The organism is Acidovorax sp. Leaf78, from assembly GCF_001422735.1.
Lineage (GTDB): Bacteria > Pseudomonadota > Gammaproteobacteria > Burkholderiales > Burkholderiaceae_C > Acidovorax.
On sequence record NZ_LMLZ01000022.1, the window covers coordinates 211,577 to 234,388 of the forward strand.

Below are 22,812 nucleotides of genomic sequence, written 5' to 3' on the forward strand. Positions count from 1 at the left end.
GAATAGCCACCTTGGCGGAGCGCCGCACCATCACCACACGGCACGGTCACACCGCATCGCGCGGCGAATCCGGCGCACTGCTCGCGGGCTCCATCGCCGGTTGGCTCGCCGGTTTTGTCTGCCGCATCAGCAGCCAGGCCATGAGCCCCAGCGCGCCGACGCCGGCCAGCAGCACACCCCAGAGCACCCAGCTGCGCGTGGACAGCCCGTCGCTGGCAGCGGCGGCGGCCACCAGCGGGCCGTCCGCGGGCTTGCCGCCGGTGATGTCGGCCCGGGCCACATCGGCCAGCGCCGGGGGCAGGGTGTTCTCCTGCTGGGGCTGGTAGCCCGGCACCAGGCTGGCCAGGGGCAGGAAGGCGCTCGCCGCCGCACCGGCGCCGGGCAAGCCTGCCGCCAAGGTGAAGGGGCCCTGCCCGCTGGCCAGGAACACCAGCTGGGCCGGCTCGAACTGCAGCGCGATGTCGGGCGCGGCGGCAAAGCCGGCCGACCTGGCGTCGGCCTCGATCTTGACCTCGCGCACCGAAGCGCCGCCCAGCTCGACCGGGGCGTTGGTCTGCTCCTTGCCGCCCGTGGACATGCGGTAGACCGTGGCGCTGGCCAGGTGCGACCAGGGCTGTTCGCGGTCGTTGCGCCCCAGCACGCGCACCGGAAGCAGCACGTTGTTGCCTTGCGGCGTGATCTTGAGCGCGGCGACCGGTGTGGCGAACGGCAACGCGAACACGAGTTCGCGCGGGTTGTTGCCCAGTGGCGGTACCGCCATGCTGGCGCTGACGCGCTCGCGCGGGCCCGCGCCGCGCGAGGTGACCAGCGTGGCACCGCGAAATGTCACGGCGGCATCGCCCCAGGTCACGCGCAGGTAGTGGTCCTGCAGGTCGGCCCGTTGCAGGTCGATGTGCTCGCTGCCCAGGCGGCCCGGTGCCGCTGGGGATGGGGTCGTGCCCGCCGCGTCGGCGCGGTACAGCACCGTCTCGGCCAGCGGCCGCCAGTTCTTCAGGTCCCGGCTGGCCTGCACCGTGAAGGTCACCGGTTGGCCGGCGGGCAGATCGGCGTCCAGCGCCATGCGCGCCACGGGCAGTGGGATGCTGCGTGCGTCCAGCAGCGCGCCGCGCACGGATTGCGCGCCGCCAGGGGCAGCCGTGCCCGCCGTGTCGATCTGCACCACGCGCCGGCCCTGCTGCTCCTCGATGCGCAGCGACAGGCCTTCCAGCCCGGCCTGCCCTGGTGTGCCGGGCCCGCCCAGGATGGGATAGGCCGGCAGCACCACCGATTCCTCCGGCGCACTGGCGGCCGCCACGCCGGCCAGCGCCATGGGCACCGGCTGGCCTGCGCCGTTGAAGAGGCGCACGTCGGCATAGCCTGGGCTCTGCAGGCGCACCAGCACCTCGGCGGGCAGCATGACGCGCTGCAGTGGCGCATCGGCCGCCAGCGTGACGGGGATGCGGATGGCGTAGGCGGCCGGGCTGTTGGCATCGGCCGCCGCCTGGGTCGCGCCCGCGGACAGGGACAGTGCGGCGGCGGCCAGCCATGCGGCTACGGGCCGCGGCAGGTGGTGACGGGGAGACTTCATGACAGTGATTCCTCTTGCGCCGGGGCCACAGGCGCCGCAGGCGCGACCGGCGGAGCATCGGGCGCCGCACGGGGCGCGGCCTTGGGCGGCAGCGGCGCGAAGTAGCCCACCACCAGCATCAGCACACCCACCGCGATGAAGGCAATAATGCGTTCGGCACCCCCGGCGTTGGACAGGTCAATCAGCAGCAGCTTGACCACCACCAGCCCCAGCAGGCCTGCGCCCACCAGCCACAGCGGCCGCTGCGCGCGGCGGTGCGCCAGCACCATCATGCTGAGCGCCAGCAGCGTCCACAGGATGGCGTAGCCGGTCTGCACGACGAAGCTGTCGAACAGCGCCGAGGCATCCCAGCGCACGCCGAAGAAGTGGTGGGCCACGCGCAGCCACACCGTGTTGATCGCGATGAACACCAGCAGCGCCAGCGCCACCAGCGCATGGCGGCCGACGACCCAGCCCGCGTGGGCAGGCTGCGGCTGCGCCGACACCAACACCCGCCGCCAGAACACCAGGCCGCCCAGCGCGAGCGCCAGGGTCAGGTCCGTGGGGTTGAGCAGCGGGATGTAGGGCAGTGGCGCGGTGTGGCCCGACGAATGCACCGCGGCCAGCAGCGAGCCCCAGAACACCAGCACCGCCAGCGGCAGCGCTGCCAGCCAGTAGTAGGCCTCGGCATGCGGGTTCAGCGGCCAGGGCAGCGCTGCGCGTGCCGCAGGCCGGTTGCCGCGGCCGGCCCACAGCGCCAGCGCCATTAGCACCGCAATGGCGCTGACCAGCATGACCACGCCAGCCCACGAGGTGCGCCACAGCTCGGCCTTGCCGATGCCGGACCACAGGCAGTCGGCCAGCAGAAAGGTCACCAGCCACGCCGTAGCGGCATGGAACCAGCCGAAGGCCGACATGCGCACTGCGGGCTTGCCGTCCCCAGCGGCCGCCGCCTGCAGGCGGTCGGTCTGCCGCAGCATCCACACATGCAGCGCCAGCACCACCGGCCACACGGCCCAGGCGGGCGTGGCCAGCACGCGGTAGCCGTCGCCCACCTGCGCGACAAAACCCAGCGCCAGCACGGCGATGGTGCCGCGGGCGGGCCAGGTGGCCACAGCCCAGCGCGTGCGCAGGCCCAGCACCATCGACAGCGCAGCGCTGAGCACGATGGCCAGCATGGCCAACAGTTCGGTCACGCGGTCGGAGAACACCGGCACGGGCCACTGGCCCGCCTCCAGGCTGGGCACGCGCCGCGTGATCTCGAACAGCCAGGCCAGGCACCAGAAGGCAAAGCCGTAGAGGTATGCGGGGCTGGAAAGCCGCGATTCGATACCCGCATAAGCCTTGGCCCAGGCCGAGCCACTGTGTGGCAGCGGCTTGCGCAGCCACCAGGCCAGCAGCAGTGCCGGCAGCGCGATCAGCAAGGCGCCCAGGAAGGCCGGGTTGATCAGCGGCAGGGCCGATACGCTGGAGACGCCGTCCATGAAGGCCAGCATCGCCACACCCTGCAGCACGATGCCGAAGGCGCGCGGCATCCAGCGGGCCTGGCGCATGCCGACCCAGAAGGCGCCAGCGCCCTCCAGGGCCCACACCGCCGACGTCCATTGCGCGTCCAGCGCCAGCGGCACGGCCAACGTGGCAAAGCCCACGCCGATGGCGATGAAGCATTCGATCAGCAGGCGGTAGCTGCTCTGCGCGCGGCGCACCAGCACCATGGCAGCCAGCAGGTACAGCGCGGCAAAGGCCAGCGCCGAGAAGGCGGCACCCAGCTCGAACGGCTGCGCCAGCCCGGCCTGCAGGCCAAAGCCCACCAGCGGCGTGCCGAAGACTAGCATGGTGTCGACCGCGTTGCCCAGCTTGGTCGGCGTGTTGCGGGCGTACAAGATGGCCGCAAAGAGGTAGATGAGCACGAAGACCGCGAGGAAGGGCTGGGTGCTGGCGTACTGGTCGGGCACGTACTTGAGCACGCCCCAGGCCGAGGCCACGCCGAAGGTCGCCACAAACCCCACCACGTTCAGCACGCGCCACGAGCGCTTGTAGGCGATGAACAGAATGGCCAGGTTGAGCAGGGTGTAGTAGCTGAACAGGCCGACGTGGCTGCCTTGGCCCGTGGACAGCAGGATGGGCGCCGCGAAGCCACCGGCGAACGCCGCCACCGCGAGCGAGCGCGAGTCCTGCAGCAGCGCCAGCGCGCAGCTGGTGGCGCAGACCGCGATCATCAGCGTGAAGGCCAGCGTGGGCGGCAGCAGCCCGTAGAGCCGGAACGCCGCGAACACGGTGAGGTACATCACCGCCACGCCGCCGCCCTGCAGGGCCAGCGCGAACGCGGGCTTGTCGGTGCGCTTGCGGAAACCGACCACCAGCAGCGCAATGGCCACGCCGGCAATCGCGGCCAGGCGGAATTCGACCGGGAACAGGCCTGCCGAGGCTGCGTACCGCGCCAGGAAGGACAGGCCGATGAACAGGATCACCAGCCCGACGCGCACGATGGTGTTGCCGCCGAGGAACCAGTTCTTGGCGGCCAGCACGGCCAGCTCGATCGGGTTGGGCTGGGCGGGCGGCGCGGGAGGACGGGGGCGGGTGGCGGCAGGCGAAGGTGACGGGGGCGGCGCGAGAGGCGGCGGATTGGCGGGCAAGCCTTGTGGCGTGAGCCCGCCCCTGCGGGGCGCGTCGTCCACCTCCAGCAGTTCGTCGTCCGCAGTGGGTGCGGCCGCGACCGGGACGGGGATTTGCGACGGAACAGGCGCAGGGACCGGCACCTTCAGCGTAGGCGCCGGCGCCCGCTCCAGCTCAGCAATGGCCGCTGCCGCCGCTGTGGCGGGCGGCGCAGGGCTGGCCACGGGCTTTGCGGCCTGCGCCTGCAGTTCGCTGCGGATCGCAGCGCGGATGGCCCAGCGCAGCGACAGCCCGGCAAAAAAGCCCAGGATGCCGCCGACGTACGGCCCCAGTTCACCGTAGCCGTAGCCCGGAAGCACGGAGCCCAGCACCGCCCCCCAAAAAACGCCCCAGAAGATCATGCCGACCCCTCCCTCATTGGGGCCCCGGTCGACAGGCTGGTTGCCTGCGCTCCAAGGGGCCACGTATTTATGAACCTGCGAAAAAACCGCCCGCGCCACCTGCGCCACGGCCAGGAGCCCCGGCTGTGGAGACGGGGCGGCTGGCCTGCCGGGCGTGGTGGGAAATGCGGTGCGGGCGGAGCCTGGATGGCTCCCCTGTGGTTCTGCAGGCTTATACAACACACCATGCGGCGGACCGGCGCCCGAACGCCTTGTTACGTTCCAAGGCACCACTCGGCGCATCCGGCGTGCGCCCAGAGCCAGGTGCGACGTCGATGATTACAGGCCAAAAAGGCCCCTACCGCTTATCTAGCATGCGCCAACAGCTACCAGAACAATAGCAACACTCATTTGGCACGCGCCAGGTGCGTGAGCGGCAGCGCGCTGCTGGCCTTGACCTCGCCCAGCGAGAAGCTGGTGTGCATGTCTTTCACATTGGGCAGGTTGAGCAGCACCTCGCGCGCGAACTGCGAAAAGCTGTCCAGGTCACGCGCCACCACCTGCAGCTCGAACGTGCCCGTGCCGCTGATGTAGTGGCAGGCGACCACCTCGGGGATGCGCGCGATCGCGGCCTCCATCTCGCGCGTCAGGTTGCCGGTGCTGCGGTCGGCATCGAGCCGCACGAAGGCCAGCACCCCGAGGCCGATCTTGTGCCGGTCGATCTCGGCGCGGTAGCCCTTGATGAAGCCCTGCTCCTCCAGCGCCCGCACCCGGCGCCAGCACGGAGCCGCCGACAAGCCCACGCGCTGGGCCAACTCAGCGTTGGTCAGCCGGGCATCGACCTGCAGCTCATTCAGGATCGCGATGTCGAATTTATCCAAATTGTTCATATCAGCTCGATTTTAAGAAATATCCTTTCCAAATCAAGGGTAAACCTAGCATGAAAACGAAAGGACATATCGCATGGGAGTGCATAAACTGTGCTTCAAACCGTTGAAACCACCTCTGCGCTGCCCACAAGGCGGCGACAGCAGGCCGTCACCCCACAGGAACTACCCATGAACGCCCCGTTGCCCGAACACATTCGCAAGGCCCTGGAAACCGTCACGCTCGATGACAAATATTCTTTAGACAGTGGCCGGGCGTTCATGAGCGGGGTCCAGGCCCTTGTGCGCCTGCCCATGCTGCAGCGCCAGCGCGACGCGATGGCGGGCCTCAATACGGCGGGTTTCATCAGCGGCTACCGCGGCTCGCCACTGGGCACGTACGACCAATCTTTGTGGGCGGCCAAGAAGCACCTGGCAGCCAACAACATCGTCTTTCAGCCCGGCGTGAACGAGGAACTCGGCGCCACGGCGGTGTGGGGCACGCAGCAACTGGACCTGTACCCTCAAGCGAAGAAGTTCGACGGCGTCTTCGGCATCTGGTACGGCAAGGGCCCGGGTGTGGACCGCTGCTCGGACGTGTTCAAGCACGCCAACATGGCCGGCACGGCCAAGCACGGCGGCGTGATCGCGATTGCGGGCGACGACCACATCAGCAAGAGCAGCACGGCCGCGCACCAGAGCGACCATATCTTCAAGGCCTGCGGCACGCCGGTGTTCTTCCCGAGCAGCGTGCAGGAAATTCTGGACATGGGCCTGCACGCCTTTGCCATGAGCCGGTTTTCAGGCGTGTGGTCGGGCATGAAGACCATCCAGGAGGTGGTCGAGTCCTCCAGCAGCATCAACATCGACCCCGACCGCGTGAAGATCGTGATGCCCGAGGACTTCGTGATGCCGCCCGGCGGCCTGCACATCCGCTGGCCCGACGCGCCGCTGGAGCAGGAAGCGCGCCTCATGGACTACAAGTGGTATGCGGCCCTGGCCTATGTGCGTGCCAACAAGCTCAACTACAACGTGATCGAAGGCCAAAACGACCGCTTCGGCATCATCGCCAGCGGCAAGGCCTACAACGATACGCGCCAGGCCCTGGTGGACCTGGGCCTGGACGACGACACCTGCCGGCAGCTGGGCATCCGTGTGCACAAGGTCAACGTGGTGTGGCCGCTCGAAGCCACCATCACGCGCGACTTTGCGCAGGGCCTGCAGGAGATCCTGGTGGTGGAGGAAAAGCGCCAGGTCATCGAATACCAGCTGAAAGAAGAGCTGTACAACTGGCGCTCGGACGTGCGCCCCCACGTGCTGGGTAAGTTCGACGAGCCCGAGGGTGATGCCACCGGCGGCGAATGGTCCATGCCCAACCCCAGCCAGAACTGGCTGCTGCGTGCCAAGGCCGACCTGACGCCCGCCATCATCGCCAAGGCGATTGCCAAGCGCCTGAAGAAGCTGGGCGTATCGAGCGACATCATCGCGCGCATGGATTCGCGCATCGCCGTCATCGAAGCCAGCGAGCGCGCGATGACCGAGCTGAAGGTGGACACCGGCGAACGCGCCCCGTGGTTCTGCAGCGGCTGCCCGCACAACACCAGCACCCGCGTGCCCGAGGGCTCGCGCGCCGTGGCCGGCATTGGCTGCCACTACATGGCCAACTGGATGCCCGACCGCAAGACATCCACCTTCACGCAGATGGGCGGCGAGGGCGTGACCTGGGTGGGCCAGGCACCATTCACCACCGACCAGCATGTGTTCGCCAACCTGGGCGACGGCACGTACTTTCACAGCGGGCTCTTGGCGATTCGCCAGAGCATCGCCGCGGGCACCAGCATCACCTACAAGGTGCTCTACAACGACGCCGTGGCCATGACCGGCGGCCAGCAGGTGGGCGAGCGGCCCGAGGGCCACTCGGTGCTGCAGATCATGAACAGCCTCAAATCCGAAGGCGTGGTCAAGCTCATCATCGTGACCGACGAGCCGCAGAAGTACGACGGCGTGGCGCTGGCCGAGGGCGTGACGGTGCACCACCGCGACGAGCTCGACACGCTGCAGCGCCAGTTCCGCGAGATCAAGGGCTGCACGGTCATCATCTACGACCAGACCTGCGCGACCGAAAAGCGCCGCCGCCGCAAGCGCGGCACCCTGGCCACACCCGACAAGACCGTGGTCATCAACGATCTGGTGTGCGAGGGCTGCGGCGACTGCTCGACCAAGTCCAACTGCCTCTCCGTGGAGCCGGTGGAAACGGAATTCGGCCGCAAGCGCCGCATCAACCAGAGCACCTGCAACAAGGACTACTCGTGCGTGAACGGTTTTTGCCCCAGCTTCGTCACGGTGGAGGGCGGCAAGCTCAAGAAGCCCAAGAAGGAAAAGAAGGGCGACCTGTCGGCGCTGCCGTCCCTCCCTGAACCCGTGCTGCCGGTGGCCGAGACGGCCTGGGGCATCGTGGTGGGTGGCGTGGGCGGCACGGGCGTGATCACCATCGGATCGCTGCTGGGCATGGCCGCGCACCTGGACGGCAAGGGCGTCATCACGCAGGACGCCGGCGGCCTGGCGCAAAAGGGCGGTGCTACCTGGAGCCACATCCAGATCGCCAACCGGCCCGAGGCCATCTACACCACCAAGGTCGACACCGCCAAGGCCGACCTGGTGATCGGCTGCGACTCCATCGTGGCGGCGCACAAGTACACGCTGGCCGTCATGCAACCGGGCCGCACCTTCGTGGCGCTGAACACGCACGGCACGCCCACGGCGGCCTTCGTGACCAACCCGGACTGGCAGTTCCCCGGTGCCAACTGCGACAGCGCGATTGCTGCCGCGGTGGGCGCGGGCGGTGTGGGCAGCTTCGACGCCGAGCAGGTGGCAACCCAACTGCTGGGCGACAGCATCTACACCAACCCGCTGATGCTGGGTTACGCCTGGCAAAAAGGCCGCGTGCCACTGACCTTTGCATCGCTGATGCGCGCCATGGAATTGAACGGCGTGCAGGTGGACAACAACAAGGCCGCGTTCGAATGGGGCCGCCGCTGCGCGCATGACCTGGCGTCGGTGCAGGCACTGTTCCAGGCCGCGCAGGTGATCCAGTTCGTCAAGAAGCCGTCGCTGGCCGAGACCATCACCAAGCGCGTGGACTTCCTCACCGGCTACCAGAACGCGGCCTATGCGGCCGAGTACCACGCCTTCGTCGACAAGGTCAAAGCCGCCGAGTCCCGCCTGGACATCGGCACCCGCCTGAGCGAGGCCGTGGCCCGCTACCTGTTCAAGCTCATGGCGTACAAAGACGAGTATGAGGTGGCGCGCCTGCACACCGACAAAGCCTTCACAGACAAGATCGCGAACATGTTCGAAGGCGACTACAAGCTGGTGCACCACCTGGCGCCCCCGATGACGGCCAAGAAGAGCGACCGCGGCGAACTGGTCAAGCAGCCCTTCGGCCCCTGGATGCGCAGCGCCTTCGGCGTGCTGGCCAAGCTCAAGGGCCTGCGCGGCACCGCGTTCGACATGTTCGGCAAGACCGAAGAGCGCCGCATGGAGCGCGCGCTGATCGTGGAATACCGCGCCTGCATCGAAGAACTGCTGGCGGGCCTGACAGCCGACAACCACACCCTGGCGGTGGAGATCGCACGCATCCCCGAAGAGATCCGCGGTTACGGCCACGTGAAGGAGCGCCATCTGAAGACGGCACGGCCGAAGTGGGATGGGTTGATGGTTCAGTGGCGTGGCGGCGCGGCTGCCTCCACCGAGCTCCGGGCGGCTTGAAGTTCGGCCTGCGGGCTGCATCTGTGACCCGAGGCCCGCGCACCCCGCGGGCCTTTTGCTATGAATTGAGGAGCTGCCAGCGCTTTTCCATCTAGCGCTAGCGGCTATTTTTATTCATATGGATGCAGCCACCCGGCCCGCAGCGCTTGCGCGGCAAACACCCGGCGCGGGCTTGGGTCTTCGCCCTTGGGGCGCAGGCAGGGGGCCGCATACAATGTCCTGTTCCGCCTTGGCGGGCGCCCAGGCGCCTGCGTGGGCGGTTTTTGTGTATTTTGACCATCCGTTGTGGAGTGCCACCCGTGTTTATTTCTTCCGCTTTTGCCCAGACCGCACCCGCCGCAGCCGCTGGCGGCGGCGGCATGATGTCCTCGCTGACGAGCATGCTGCCCCTGGTTCTCATGTTCGTGGTGCTGTACTTCGTCATGATCCGGCCCCAGATGAAGCGCCAGAAGGAGCACCGCGCCATGATCGATGCCATTGCCAAGGGCGACGAAGTCGCCACCTCGGGCGGCATCGTCGGCAAGGTGACGCGCCTGTCCGAAGGTTTCCTGCACATCGAGATTGCCAGTGGCGTGGAAGTGCAACTGCAGCGCAGCGCTGTCGTGCAAGTCCTGCCCAAGGGCTCGGTGAAGTGAAGAAGAACAACCCCTTGAGCGACTGCGCTGCTTCCCTCTTTGTCCTGCGCGCTGCGCGCAAAGAGGTGGGTGATGCCGGTGGTCTGGCCCAGCCAGCTCCACGGCATGTCTGGCATGGCCAGGCGCAGGCTCTGGGGGCTGCTGGCGCGCATGGCGCCATGGACAACTGAGGTAAGAGCGCGATCATGAACCGTTATCCGGTCTGGAAGTACGCGATCCTGGTGATCGTGCTGCTGGTGGGGGCCCTGTACACCCTGCCCAATTTCTTCGGTGAGGCGCCTGCGGTGCAGGTCTCGTCGGCCAAAGCCACCATCAAGGTGGACGCCGCCATGCAGCAGCGGGTGGAAGAGACACTCAAGGCCGCCGGCGTGACGCCCGACTTCGTGGCACTGGAAGGCAACTCGGTGCGCGCGCGCTTCGACACGCCCGACAACCAGCTCAAGGCCAAGGACGCGCTGCAAAGGGCCCTGGTGCCCGATGCCAACGATGCGTCGTACATCGTGGCGCTGAACCTGGTGTCGCGCTCGCCGCTGTGGCTCAAGGCGCTGCACGCCAACCCCATGTACCTGGGCCTGGACTTGCGCGGCGGCGTGCACTTCATGCTGCAGGTGGACATGCAGGCGGCGCTGACCAAGAAGGCCGAGTCGTACGCGGGCGACATCCGCACTGCGCTGCGCGACAAGAACATCCGCCACGGCGGCATCAGCCGCGACGGCCAGAACATCGACATCCGCGTGCGCGACGAGGCCACGCTGACGGCCACGCGCAACCTGATCGCCGACCAGTTCACCGACCTGCAGGTCACCAGCACCCCGGACGGCAGCGAGTTCAAGCTGCGCGCCGCCATCAAGCCCGAAGCCACGCGCAAGGTGCAGGAGCAGGCGCTCAAGCAGAACATGGTCACGCTGCACAACCGGATCAACGAACTCGGCGTGGCCGAGCCGGTGATTCAGCAGCAAGGCCTGGACCGCATCGTGGTGCAATTGCCCGGCGTGCAGGACACCGCCAAGGCCAAGGACATCCTGGGCCGCACCGCCACGCTGGAAGTGCGCATGGTGGACGAGGGCACCGAAGCCCGCTCCGCCGAAACCGGCCGCGGCCCGGTGCCGTTCGGCTCCGAACGCTACCTGGAGCGCAGCGGCCAGCCGATCATCGTGAAAAAGCAGGTGGTGCTGACCGGCGAGAACCTCACCGACGCGCAGCCTGGCTTTGACGGCCAGACGCAGGAACCCACCGTGAACCTCACGCTGGACGCCAAGGGCTCGCGCATCTTCCGCGACATCACGCGCGAGAGCATCGGCAAGCGCATGGCCATCGTCCTGTTCGAAAAGGGCAAGGGCGAGGTGGTGACGGCCCCCGTGATCCGCAGCGAAATCGCTGGGGGCCGGGTGCAGATCTCCGGCCGCATGACCACGGCCGAAGCCAACGACACCGCGCTGCTGCTGCGCGCCGGTTCGCTGGCCGCCCCGATGGAAATCATCGAGGAATACACCATCGGCCCGAGCCTGGGCGCCGACAACATCGAGCGCGGTATCCACAGCGTGGTCTGGGGCATGGTGGCGATCGCCGTCTTCATGTGCATCTACTACGCGCTGTTCGGCGTGTTCTCCACCATTTCGCTCGCCGTGAATGTGCTGATGCTGCTGGCCATTTTGTCGATGCTGCAGGCCACGCTCACGCTGCCCGGCATTGCCGCCATGGCGCTGGCGCTGGGCGTTGCGATCGACTCCAACGTGCTGATCAACGAACGCATCCGCGAGGAACTGCGCGCGGGTGTCTCGCCGCAGGCGGCCATCCATGCGGGCTACGAGCGCGCCTGGGCGACGATTCTCGACTCGAACGTGACCACGCTGATTGCGGGCCTGGCGCTGCTGGCCTTCGGCTCCGGCCCGGTGCGCGGCTTTGCCGTGGTGCACACCATCGGCATCCTGACCAGCATGTTCTCGGCCGTGTTCTTCTCGCGCGGCCTGGTGAACCTGTGGTACGGCCGCCAGAAGAAGCTCAAGAGCGTGTCGATCGGCCAGGTGTGGAAGCCTGAGCCCGACACCGCCGTGGCCAAAACGAATTAAAGGAGGAAGACCATGGAATTCTTCCGCATCCGAAAAGACATCCCTTTCATGAAGCACGCGTTGATCTTCAACGCGATCTCGTTCCTTACCTTTGCGTTGGCAGTGTTCTTCCTGCTCACGCGCGGGCTGCACCTGTCGGTGGAGTTCACGGGTGGCACGGTCATGGAAGTGGCTTACAGCCAGCCGGCAGAACTCGCCAAGGTCCGCGAGACAGTGGCGGGCCTGGGCTACCCGGACGTGCAGGTGCAGAACTTCGGCACTGCGCGCGACGTGATGATCCGCCTGCCCGTGCAAAAGGGCGTGACGTCGGCACAGCAGAGCGAGCAGGTTCTGGGGGCGCTGAAGGCAGCCAACCCCGAAGTCACGCTGCGCCGCACCGAGTTCGTGGGCCCGCAGGTGGGCGAAGAACTGGTGCATGGCGGCCTCATGGCGCTGGCCATGGTGGTGGTGGGCATCGTCATCTACCTGGCTTTCCGCTTCGAGTGGAAGTACGGCGTCGCGGCCATCATCGCCAACCTGCACGACGTGGTGATCATCCTGGGCTTCTTCGCGTTCTTCCAGTGGGAGTTTTCGCTCGCCGTGCTGGCGGGCGTGCTGGCGGTGCTGGGCTACTCGGTCAACGAGTCGGTCGTGATCTTCGACCGGATCCGCGAGGCCTTCCGCAAGTACCGCAAGATGACCACCCACGAGGTGATCGACCACGCCATCACCAGCACGATGAGCCGCACGATCATCACCCACGCCTCGACCGAGGCGATGGTGCTGTCGATGTTCTTCTTCGGCGGCCCCAGCCTGCACTACTTTGCGCTGGCGCTGACCATCGGCATCCTGTTCGGCATCTACTCGTCCGTGTTCGTGGCTGCGGCCATCGCGATGTGGCTGGGTGTGAAGCGCGAAGACCTGATCAAGCCCGCCAAAAAGGACGAGGATCCGAACGATCCCCATGCCGGAGCTGCTGTCTGAGCCGCTAATATCTGTCCATGCAGCCCACACCGTCGTCCGTCCCCCAGCGCCGCCTGGCCCGGCAGGCGCGCCAGCGGTTCGTGGAGGGCATCTGCAGCGGCCTGGTCGACCTGGACAAGGTCGTTCTGGACTTTCTCACCACGCTGATCACCCAGACGGGTACGGCCCGCGAGATGCAGGCCCACCGCGACACCTGGATGCTCTACCAGCAGCGGCATGCGGTCTGGACCGACCGCGCCGCCAAGGCCTGGCGCGAGGCGCTGGCGCCGCACACCAGCACCAACCGCGGCCAGCTCACACCCAACGGGCCGGGCAATCAGTTCGAGCTGCTCAGCGACGACGTGGTCGAGAACAAGATCCTCGCCTCCCGCATGGCGCTCACGCTCAACGAGCAGGTCGGCCCGCAGTTCGATACCCTGCGCCAGCGCACCCAGTCGCTGGAAGGGCAGGACCTGGACAGCAACGACATCCTGCGGCCCGAAACGGTCTGCGTGCTGCTGGTGGAGCAGTGGGTGGAGGCCGGCATGCCGCGCACCGACCTGCAGGTGGTGGTCGACCCGCTGCAGCGGGAGCTCGCCAACCTGCTGCAAAAGCAGTACCAGGCAGTCAATGTCTTTTATGTGGAGCAGGGCGTCACGCCACAGGCGGACCTGAAATCCCGCGTGCGCCGCACGGCCAGCGGTGGTGTGGCCGGTGCGGGCAGCGAGTCCGGCGCGGGCGGCCTGGCCTCCCAGGCACTCGCGCAGACACGCGACGCCATGGCGGCAGCCGCTGCGGCGCGCGGCGGCATGATGGCCCCGCCCGGCCGCCACATGGCGGGCATGGGAGGTATGGGACCAGCGGGCCCCATGGGTCAATACCCCCAGCAGCGCATGCAGCAGCAGCCCCCCGGCTATCCGCAGCATGGCATGCCCACGGGCTTTGCCACGGGCATGACACCGCTGGCACGCGCGCGGCAGCGGGCCCAGGGCGTGATGGGCCAGTTGCGCAGGCTGCTGACGCAGCCGGCCACCGGTTTTGACATGGTGAACGCGCCCCCGGCCTCGGCCGCGTTGGCCCATGCACTGACGGCGCACCGCGTGCAGGCGGACACCTACTACAGTGGCGTGGCCACGTTGATGGAAGACTACAGCCCCGCAGGCGTGGTGCAGGTGGCAGGCGCCGTGCGCGAGCGTTCCACCGAGCTCAAGAAGAAGGCATCTTCGGCGGGCGAGAAAGCCATCATCGAAGTCGTGGCACTGATGTTCCAGAGCATCCTGGCCGAAGACCGCATTCCCCCCGCCGTGCGCGTGTGGTTTGCGCGGCTGCAGGTGCCGGTGCTGCGCGTGGCGCTGGCCGAGCCCGAGTTCTTCAGCAACCTGACCCATCCGGCGCGCCAGTTGATCGACCGCATGGGTGCCTGCGTGATGGGCTTTGATGCGACCAGCATCAACGGCAGCGCGCTGGAGGCGGAGATCCGACGTGTGGTGCAGGTCATCGAGCAGTACCCCGAGACCGGCCGGCGCGTGTTCCAGCTGGTCTACGACGAATTCGAGAAATTCCTGTCCAAGTTCCTGACCGAGAAGCAGGCCACATCGCGCCTGGTGAGCGTGGCCCAGCAGGTGGAGCAGAAGGAAACGCTGGCCATCCAGTACACCATCGAGCTGCGCACCATGCTCAAGGACATGCCGGTGCGCGACGAGATCCGCGAGTTTCTCTTCAAGACCTGGGCCGAGGTACTGGCCCTGTCGGCCGTGCGCGATGGCGCCCAGCATGTGGACACCATTGCGTTCAAGCGCACCGCCGCCGACCTGGTGTGGGCCGCCAGCGCCAAGCCGCACCGCAGCGACCGCGCGCAGGTCATCCAGAACCTGCCGGGCCTGCTGCAGCGGCTGCGCCAGGGTCTGGAGCTTCTGGGGGTGAACGGCGCCCCGCAGGATGCGCAGATCAAGACCCTGACCGACACGCTGGCCGACGCCTTCCTGTCCAAGACCGCGTCGATCCCCCAGGCGCACATCGATGCGATGGCCAAGCGGCTGTCAAATCTGGAAGATTTCATCGGCGACGCGACGCTGGGCGAGATGCCGCTCAATGCCGACAACATCGAGATGATGCTCGGCATCGACGCATCGTCCATCCACGTGGTGGCCGACAACGGCGCCCCGGTGGAAGACAACATGGTGGCCTGGGCCCAGGAGCTGCAACCTGGCACCTGGTACACGCTGGACCACAACGGATCCTCGGCGCAGGTGCAGTACGCGTGGCAGAGCCAGCGCAAGCAGCTGCACCTGTTTGCTGCCGTGGATGGCAGCAGCTACCTGATCCAGCTGCGCCGGCTGGCCGCGTATCTGCAGGCGGGCCTGCTGGTTCCGCAGGACGAGGAAGGCCTGACAGTGCGCGCTACGCGGGATGCACTGGCCAAGCTGGATGCGAATCCGGAGCGGTTGCTGGGCTGATGATGCTGGGGGCAGGGCGAAGTCGCCGCCTTGGCAGGACCTGGAGTGGCTGTACTGACTGACGGTCAGGCGCAGGCAGGATTTCAGCCAGTCATACCATTGACTGTGAGAGCACGGCGCTGGCGCCTCACATGAACGAACGTCACCGCAGCGATCAAGCAGCGGCCAAACGCTGAAACAAACCGCCCGGCAAGCGCGCTACCCGGCCATCAAGTTCCAGCTCCAGCAAGCCCACCTGCACAGGCGCGGCCGCCATTCCAGTGCGCGCCACCAGCGCATCCACACTGATAGGGTCGAAGCCCAGAGCCTGCAGCAGCGGAGTCTCGGGCGCCGTAGTGATCATCGCCGCGCCGCCAACCCCATCGTTGCCGGCGATGTCCGCATCCGTGGCTTGTCCACTTGCAGTTGTAGTTGCAGGCGCAACTACGGACGCGGGAAAGCGCAGTTCCTCGAGCACATCCTGGGCCGACTCCACCAGCTTGGCCCCCTGGCGAATCAGCGCATGGCATCCTCGCGATTGCGGGGCATAGATGGAGCCTGGTATGGCAAACACCTCACGGCCCTGCTCCACGGCCATGCGCGCCGTGATGAGCGACCCGGATGCTAGCGCTGCCTCCACGACCAGGGTGCCCTGCGACACGCCGGAGATGATGCGGTTGCGCTTGGGGAAATTGCCGGGCAACGGCGGCGTGCCCAGCGGGTATTCGCTGACGAGCAGTCCGTTTGCCGCAATGCGGTGCGCAAGATCGAGGTTCCTGCGGGGGTAGACACGGTCGAGCCCAGTGCCCACCACGGCGATGGTGGCCGCAGCGGGAGCCCCTTTAGATGCCACATCCAGCGCACCTTCGTGCGCCGCAGCATCCACACCCAGGGCGAGGCCCGAGACGATGGTCAACCCGGCGCCATGGAGTGCCCGCGAAAACAGCCGTGCGTTGTCTGCGCCCTGGGCCGTCGGGTTGCGGCTTCCAACCACTGCCAGGCAGCGTCCTGCAGGGAACGGGCTTTGCGCCAACAGCCGGGCCGGTCCCGTGAGGTAAAGCAGCAACGGGGGGTCTTCGGTCTCCAGCAGGGCCTGCGGGTACCGGCTGTCCCCCAGCGTGACCACCGCGCGGGCAGGCCCTTGTGGATCAGCTTCGTGCAGCCAGCGCCAAGTCAACTCCACCAGCGCGGCCCAGGTGTCCGGCACCGTGCAGAGCGCGCGCGCCTGGGCGGCACTCACATGCTGCCGCAGGTCCGTGTCGGTCTGCTGAAAGATGGTTTGCGGAAGCCCAAAACGCGCCAGCAGGCTGCGCGCAGTGCTGTTGCCCACGCCTTGGCTGAGCGTCAGGCGCAACCATGCGCCGAGTTCTTCACGGTCCATGAAAGGAAGAGGAGGAGGAGCAGCCACTGCTCACCGGCTGCGCACAAAGGCGGCCGGTGGTCGCAATGAAGTCAATCAGCGAGGGTTGACCAGACGGTCTCCAACGCGCACGCCACTGTTGATCTCCAGAAGGAGAGCGTATGAAACGCGATCGAAAGTCCGAAACACCATGGCTGTCCCATTGCTTTCACTGGGAAGCTTGATCACGGTCTTCGAGCTGTCGGTCATGTCCTTGATGCGGTCGCCCTTGGTCAAGAGCGAGAGCACATGCCCTGGCTCGATACCGTGTTCTGTACCCACGTTGATGGCTACCACTTGGTTCTGTGCCGCATACGCCGCAGAAAAACTGCCATAGATGGACACTATGCGCGCCTCGACCTCGATCTCAGGCGCGCGAGGGGTGTAGCTGGTGAAAGCCCGTGCTGGTGCGGGCAGAAGACGATCCCCTGCGCGAATTTCTTCCTTGGTACCAGACAAATCCACCGTCGCAGGAATGTATTCGGACAAACGCCCGCCCTTGCCGTCCGGAATCTCTTCAAACGTCTCTCCGCGTACGAGCTCTGCCTTACCCAGATACTGCGCTTCATAACCCAAGATTTCGCCGGTCTGTGGGTCCTTGAGTGCCACCGCGTCACGGAACACCCGGTAGAAGCGAGGCTCTCCTGCCTCGGCGCGTACCGGATCGGCAGGGTCTCCACGCACATAGGCGCGGTCACCGCTGGACATCAATACACGGTCTTCGGTAGTTGCCACGATTCGGGGCGCGCGCTGCAACATCTGCGCATCCACGATGAGAGGCTCGACCAGGAACGGCTCGATCAGGTGGGGCTTAAGCGTTGGCAATGCCGTGTCAGCCAAGGTGTCGCTGCGTGTACGGGGAGACACGCGCACAGTCTGAGGTTCAGCCGTGGAAGCACCTGGTGGAGTTGTCCTCAGACGTGCATACCCATTACTCTGATCAAGGTACAGAATTTGTCCGGGAAAGATCAAATGGGGATTGCGAATATCTTTCAGATTCATGCCCCACAGCTCAGGCCAGCGCCATGGCCGCTTGAGGTACATGCCCGAAATGCCCCACAGCGTATCGCCGCGCTTGACGGTATAGGTGTCCGGCGCGTTGACTGCCAGTTCCGCCAGGGAGATGCCCCGCTCGGACACCTGCTGTGCGGTGGCACGCTGCTCTCCGGAAATGGGGTAGTTCTGCGCCTGAGCCGGCAGGGCCACCAAAACAGCGCCAGCAACGATGGTGAGCGCGCCTAGGGCGGTCCGCCGCACGCTGGTGAATGCCGTCATGTTGTTCCTTTTCTCATGCATTGTGAAACGCCCCCCGCTGACGCCTTGGCCTTCGCGCATGCGAACAACCAGGCAACTAAGTTACAAACCTTTTTAGATTCTCTGCTCAAGCCCTTGATTCGGCAACGATTATTGGCTTGCAATACTGCAGCCGGCCGCAAAAGTGGCGAAAATAGCGACATCTCTTACCTGCATCCATGGCAATCCTTCCCATTCTCTGTTACCCGGACCCCCGGCTTCACAAGGTCGCAAACCCTGTCCAGGCGGTCGATGACCGCATGCGGTCGCTCGTGTCCGACATGCTGGCGACCATGTATGACGCCCAGGGCATTGGCCTGGCAGCGACGCAGGTCGATGTGCACGAACGCCTTGTGGTGATCGATGTGTCCGAGGGGCGCGACCAGCCGCTGGTGCTGATCAACCCCGAGATCGTCTGGGCCAGCGCCGAGAAGCACCTCAATGACGAAGGCTGCCTGTCCGTCCCCGGAATCTATGACGGCGTGGAACGCTTCGATGCCGTGCATGTGCGCGCGCTCGACGCCGACGGCCAGTCGCGCGTGATCGAGGCTGAGGGCCTGCTGGCCGTGTGCATCCAGCACGAGATGGACCACCTCATGGGCAAAGTCTTCGTGGAATACCTCTCCCCGCTCAAACGCAACCGCATCAAGACCAAAATGATCAAGCAGCAGCGGGGTGCCCGCGAGTGACAGGCTGGGCGCTTCGCTTCCTGCGGGGCAGCGGAGTGCTGGCGCTGGCCGCGCTGGTGGGGCAGCTTGCGGGCTGTGCACTGGTAGCCAGCGAAAAGCCTGGCGCGCTGCGTGCCGAGGTGATTGCCCGGCAAGGGCCGCCCACCGCGGTGGTGGCGCTGCCCTCGGGCGAGCGGCTGATCTATTCCGAGCTTCCTGCAGGCTTTGCCGCTTACAACCTGGATTTCGACCCATCCGGCCGTCTGGTGCGCAATGAACAGGTCCTCACGCAGACGCGTTTCGAGACCATTCCCGTCGGCATCTGGTCCGTCCGCGATGTGCAGGGCACTTTCGGCCCGCCCCTGCGCGTTGAGCGGGTGGCACGCTTTGACGGCGACATCTGGACCTACCGCTTTCGGCAGCAATCGGACCCGCGCCTGGCCCACGTCCACCTGGACCGCCAGGGCGTGGTGCGGATGGTGATGTTCACCGACGAGCTGCCCAACTTCGACAACACACGCGACTGACGCACAGCGGCTTCAGCGGCTCCAGCCAGCGCGTACGACCCCTTCGTTTCCATGAGAGTCATCTTTGCCGGCACCCCCGAGTTCGCCCGCGTGGCGCTGGAGCGGCTTCTGGCCGCCGGCTTCACCGTGCCGCTCGTCCTGACCCAGCCGGACCGCCCCGCCGGGCGCGGCATGAAGCTGCAGGCCTCGCCAGTCAAGCAGTGTGCCCAGGCGCATTGCATTGCGGTCGCGCAGCCGCGCAGCCTGCGCCTGGACGGCAAGTTTCCGGAAGACGCTGCGGCGGCGCGGGAAGCCATCTTGGCCGTCCAGGCCGATGTGATGGTAGTGGCCGCCTACGGCCTCATCCTGCCGCAGTGGACGCTGGACCTGCCGCCCCAAGGTTGTCTCAACATCCATGCCAGCCTGCTGCCCCGGTGGCGCGGCGCGGCGCCCATCCACCGCGCCATCGAAGCGGGCGATGCCGAAACCGGTGTCACCATCATGCAGATGGACGCGGGCCTGGACACCGGCGGCATGCTGCTGACCGAACGCACAGCCATCGCGCCTGACGACACCACCTCCACCCTGCACGACCGGCTGGCGGCCCTGGGCGGGCGAATGATCGTCGAAGCACTTGAATTGGCGGCCTGCGGCGGTCTGCAGGCCGAACCGCAGCCCGCCGAAGGCATCACCTACGCGCACAAGATCGAAAAGTCCGAGAGCGCCATCGACTGGTCGCTGCCCGCACAGGTGATCGGCCAGCGCATCCGCGCCTTCGACCCGTTTCCCGGCGCCAGCACCGACTGCGCGGGCGAAGCCATCAAAGTCTGGGACTACAAAATTGATAGCGCCCAGGGTACGCCCAATGCGCGCCAGGGCCAAGTTTTGTCGGTCAGCGACGACGGCGTGACCGTGGCATGTGGTGAAGGCACGCTGCGCCTGACCACCCTGCAGCGCGCCGGCGGCAAGCGGCTGGCCGCCGCAGACTTCCTGCGGGGTTTCGAGTTGACACCGGGCATGGTGCTGGGCGCGGCGCCTATGGCGGCTGCGGCAGCAGCACCCGGATGAGCCGCAGCGCGCGCATTCGCCACACGCTGCGCCACCCCTCCTTTCGCATGGCCGTCGTCGACATGGCCGGCACGTCGGTGGGTATTGCGGCCTGGGGCCTGGTCACTGGCGTGGTCATGGTCAAGAGCGGGCTGTCGGTCAGCATGGCCCTGTTCATGTCGCTGGTCGTCTACGCTGGCAGTGCGCAACTGGCGGTCATCCCGCTGATCGCCGTGGGGGCGCCCTTGTCGGTGGTGTGGCTCACGGCCAGCTGCGTGAACCTGCGCTTCGTTATCTTCAGCAGCATGTGGCGCAACTACTTCGGCCACCTGCCGCTGCGCCAGCGGCTGGCGGTGGGCTACTTCAGCGGCGATGTGATCTACGTGGGCTTCATGAAGCGCTTTCCGGAGCCCCGGCCGCAGCCCGAGCAAGTACCGTATTTCTGGGGAGCGGCCTGTACCAACTGGCTGGCCTGGCAGGTGCCTTCGATTGCGGGCATCCTGCTGGCCAACGCCGTTCCGCTGTCGTGGGGCCTGGGGTTTGCCGGCGTGCTGGCGCTGCTCGGCGTGCTGCTGTCGCTGCTGTTCGACCGCGCGACCTGGCTGGCGACAGGGGTGGCGGCCACCGCAGCCGTGGCGGCATTCGCCCTGCCGCTCAAGCTCAACATCCTGGTGGCCATTGCGGCGGCCGTGGCGGCCGGACTGCTCATGGAGGCCGTGGACCGCCGCCGCCACAAACCCGAAGTGGTGCTACTGCCGGCCGACAGCGTGCTGCCGCCCGAAGAGCTTGAGCACGCGAAGGCGGGCGACATCGTGCCGCTGCGCGAGGAGCGCCACCCATGAGCTTCACCTGGATCGAGCCAGCCATCGCCATCCTGGGCCTCGCGGTTATCACCGTGGTCTCGCGCGCATTCTTCATGATCCCGGACCGCGAGCTGCCCCTGCCCGACTGGCTCAAGCGCGGACTCAAGTACGCGCCGCTGGCCGCGCTGGCCGCCGTCATCGCTCCCGAGATCCTCATGACCCAGGGCGAGTTCATCGACACGTTCATGGACGCCCGCCTGCCGGCGGTGCTTTGCGCCAGTGGCTACTACTTCTGGAAGCGGGGCATCCTCGGGACCATCGTCGTGGGCATGGTGATCTACCTGCCGCTGCACATCGGGCTGGGCTGGTGAAGATAGGCGCCCCCTGAGTCGCTGCGCGACTTCCCCTAGGGGGACGCACCCGGTGGCCTGGCAAAGCCAGATCCACGGGTGCACTGGCACAGACAGGAGTGCGCCCCTCAAGCGCGGTTACTAAAATGGCCGCCGCGAGCCCCCTTTCCTCCTTCCAAATCTCTGCCATGAACATCCTCCGCTTCTCCGATCTGTGCGCCCAGGGCAAGGCCCAAGGCCAGCGCGTCTTCATCCGTGCCGACATGAACGTGCCGCAGGATGACGCCGGCCGCATCACCGAAGACACCCGCATCCGCGCCTCGATCCCCTGCATCCGCATGGCGCTGGACGCCGGTGCCGCCGTCATGGTGACCAGCCACCTGGGCCGCCCGACCGAAGGCGAGTTCAAGCCTGAAGACTCCCTGGCACCAGTGGCGGCGCGCCTGTCGGAACTGCTGGGCCGCGAGGTCACGCTGGTCGCCGACTGGGTCGACGGCGTGACCGTGGCGCCCGGCCAGGTCGTGCTGCTGGAGAACTGCCGCCTGAACGTGGGCGAGAAGAAGAACAAGGAAGACCTGGCACGCAAGCTGGCCGCCCTGTGCGACATCTTCGTGAACGACGCGTTCGGCACCGCCCACCGCGCCGAGGGCACCACCTACGGCATCGCCCAGTTCGCGCCCATCGCCTGCGCAGGCCCGCTGCTGTCGGCCGAGATCGACGCCCTGACCAAGGCCCTGGCCCAGCCCCAACGCCCGCTGGCCGCCATCGTCGCGGGCTCCAAGGTATCCACCAAGCTCACCATCCTGAAGAGCCTGGCCGACAAGGTCGACCAACTCATCGTGGGCGGCGGCATTGCCAACACCTTCATGCTGGCGGCCGGCCTGCCCATCGGCAAGAGCCTGGCCGAGCCAGACCTGCTGGACGCGGCACGCGACGTGATCGCCGTCATGAAGGCCCGGGGCGCGGATGTGCCGATCCCCACCGATGTGGTCACCGCCAAGGCGTTCTCCGCCGACGCACCCGCCACCGTCAAGGCTGCTACAGACGTGGCCGAGGACGACCTGATCCTGGACATCGGCCCACAGACCGCAGCCCGCTTGGCCGCCCAGCTCAAATCGGCCGGCACCATCGTCTGGAACGGCCCGGTGGGCGTGTTCGAGTTCGCCGCCTTTGAAAACGGCACGCGCGAGATCGCCAAGGCCATCGCTGAATCCCCCGCGTTCAGCATCGCCGGTGGCGGCGATACCCTGGCGGCCATTGCCAAGTACGGCATTGAAAAGCAGGTGGGCTACATCTCTACCGGCGGCGGCGCGTTCCTGGAAGTGCTAGAGGGAAAGACACTGCCTGCATTCGACATTCTTCAAAAACGAGCCGTTACCTCAAATTGATTTTTGTTACGTATGAAGTCGCAAGCGCATGCGACTGCACGTAAGCAGTCACACGGAACTGTGACCAAAAACAACGAATTGCGAGCGGCAGGGCGCAGTTA

The 22,812-nt window shown here is 66.6% G+C and carries 17 protein-coding genes; 12 read left to right on the plus strand and 5 right to left on the minus strand.

Annotation, left to right across the window (positions count from 1 at the left end; genetic code table 11):
- Positions 1-46 precede the first annotated feature (46 nt).
- The 3 genes from ASF16_RS19550 to ASF16_RS19560 all read right to left on the minus strand — a co-directional run bounded on the left by ASF16_RS19550 (position 47) and on the right by ASF16_RS19560 (position 5,432).
- Positions 47-1,567, minus strand: a complete 1,521-nt coding sequence (locus ASF16_RS19550; RefSeq protein WP_056171290.1) for a DUF3999 domain-containing protein — start codon at positions 1,565-1,567, stop codon at positions 47-49.
- On the minus strand, positions 1,564-4,563 hold the full coding sequence (locus ASF16_RS19555; RefSeq protein WP_056171293.1) for a DUF2339 domain-containing protein: 3,000 nt from the start codon (positions 4,561-4,563) through the stop codon (positions 1,564-1,566). Before ASF16_RS19555 ends, ASF16_RS19550 begins: the two co-directional genes overlap by 4 nt.
- A gap of 386 nt (positions 4,564-4,949) precedes the next feature.
- Entirely contained in the window at positions 4,950-5,432 is a 483-nt protein-coding gene (locus ASF16_RS19560; RefSeq protein ID WP_056171295.1) for an Lrp/AsnC family transcriptional regulator, read from the minus strand.
- 168 nt (positions 5,433-5,600) lie between these two features.
- On the opposite strand from ASF16_RS19560, the gene ASF16_RS19565 reads away from it, so the two are divergent.
- The 6 genes from ASF16_RS19565 to ASF16_RS19585 all read left to right on the plus strand — a co-directional run bounded on the left by ASF16_RS19565 (position 5,601) and on the right by ASF16_RS19585 (position 15,278).
- Positions 5,601-9,176, plus strand: coding sequence for an indolepyruvate ferredoxin oxidoreductase family protein (locus ASF16_RS19565; RefSeq protein ID WP_056171297.1), 3,576 nt, complete (start codon positions 5,601-5,603; stop codon positions 9,174-9,176).
- A 299-nt stretch (positions 9,177-9,475) separates the two neighbouring features.
- The gene (gene yajC / locus ASF16_RS19570; protein ID WP_056171299.1) at positions 9,476-9,811 is read left to right on the plus strand and encodes a preprotein translocase subunit YajC; all 336 of its coding nucleotides are present in this window, start codon (positions 9,476-9,478) and stop codon (positions 9,809-9,811) included.
- A complete protein-coding gene (locus ASF16_RS26900; protein WP_156372141.1) occupies positions 9,808-9,981 on the plus strand; it encodes a hypothetical protein in 174 nt (57 codons plus the stop codon). Before yajC ends, ASF16_RS26900 begins: the two co-directional genes overlap by 4 nt.
- 15 nt (positions 9,982-9,996) lie before the next feature.
- Entirely contained in the window at positions 9,997-11,880 is a 1,884-nt protein-coding gene (gene secD, locus ASF16_RS19575; RefSeq protein ID WP_056171300.1) for a protein translocase subunit SecD, read from the plus strand.
- Positions 11,881-11,892: 12 nt separating this feature from the next.
- Positions 11,893-12,843 carry a protein translocase subunit SecF gene (secF, locus tag ASF16_RS19580; protein ID WP_056171303.1) on the plus strand — a complete coding sequence of 317 codons (951 nt, stop codon included), beginning with the start codon at positions 11,893-11,895 and terminating at the stop codon, positions 12,841-12,843.
- A gap of 17 nt (positions 12,844-12,860) precedes the next feature.
- Complete coding sequence (locus ASF16_RS19585) at positions 12,861-15,278, plus strand: DUF1631 domain-containing protein (protein WP_056171305.1); 2,418 nt, start codon at positions 12,861-12,863, stop codon at positions 15,276-15,278.
- 154 nt (positions 15,279-15,432) lie between these two features.
- Here ASF16_RS19585 and dprA read toward each other — a convergent pair whose 3' ends face one another.
- Both dprA and ASF16_RS19595 read right to left on the minus strand, forming a co-directional pair.
- Positions 15,433-16,638, minus strand: coding sequence for a DNA-processing protein DprA (gene dprA / locus ASF16_RS19590; RefSeq protein ID WP_056171307.1), 1,206 nt, complete (start codon positions 16,636-16,638; stop codon positions 15,433-15,435).
- A 75-nt stretch (positions 16,639-16,713) separates the two neighbouring features.
- Positions 16,714-17,931 carry a LysM peptidoglycan-binding domain-containing protein gene (locus tag ASF16_RS19595; protein ID WP_082517073.1) on the minus strand — a complete coding sequence of 406 codons (1,218 nt, stop codon included), beginning with the start codon at positions 17,929-17,931 and terminating at the stop codon, positions 16,714-16,716.
- Positions 17,932-18,128: 197 nt separating this feature from the next.
- On the opposite strand from ASF16_RS19595, the gene def reads away from it, so the two are divergent.
- From def to ASF16_RS19625, 6 genes are all read left to right on the plus strand, one after another.
- Positions 18,129-18,638, plus strand: a complete 510-nt coding sequence (gene def, locus ASF16_RS19600) for a peptide deformylase (protein WP_056171309.1) — start codon at positions 18,129-18,131, stop codon at positions 18,636-18,638.
- Positions 18,635-19,144 carry a hypothetical protein gene (locus ASF16_RS19605; RefSeq protein ID WP_082517045.1) on the plus strand — a complete coding sequence of 170 codons (510 nt, stop codon included), beginning with the start codon at positions 18,635-18,637 and terminating at the stop codon, positions 19,142-19,144. The genes def and ASF16_RS19605 overlap by 4 nt, the downstream gene beginning before the upstream one ends.
- A 51-nt stretch (positions 19,145-19,195) precedes the next feature.
- A complete protein-coding gene (gene fmt / locus ASF16_RS19610; protein ID WP_056171311.1) occupies positions 19,196-20,191 on the plus strand; it encodes a methionyl-tRNA formyltransferase in 996 nt (331 codons plus the stop codon).
- On the plus strand, positions 20,188-21,012 hold the full coding sequence (locus ASF16_RS19615) for an AzlC family ABC transporter permease (RefSeq protein ID WP_056171312.1): 825 nt from the start codon (positions 20,188-20,190) through the stop codon (positions 21,010-21,012). Before fmt ends, ASF16_RS19615 begins: the two co-directional genes overlap by 4 nt.
- On the plus strand, positions 21,009-21,344 hold the full coding sequence (locus tag ASF16_RS19620) for an AzlD domain-containing protein (protein ID WP_056171314.1): 336 nt from the start codon (positions 21,009-21,011) through the stop codon (positions 21,342-21,344). The genes ASF16_RS19615 and ASF16_RS19620 overlap by 4 nt, the downstream gene beginning before the upstream one ends.
- Before the next feature lie 167 nt (positions 21,345-21,511).
- Positions 21,512-22,711, plus strand: coding sequence for a phosphoglycerate kinase (locus tag ASF16_RS19625; RefSeq protein ID WP_056171316.1), 1,200 nt, complete (start codon positions 21,512-21,514; stop codon positions 22,709-22,711).
- The last annotated feature ends 101 nt before the right edge of the window (positions 22,712-22,812 follow it).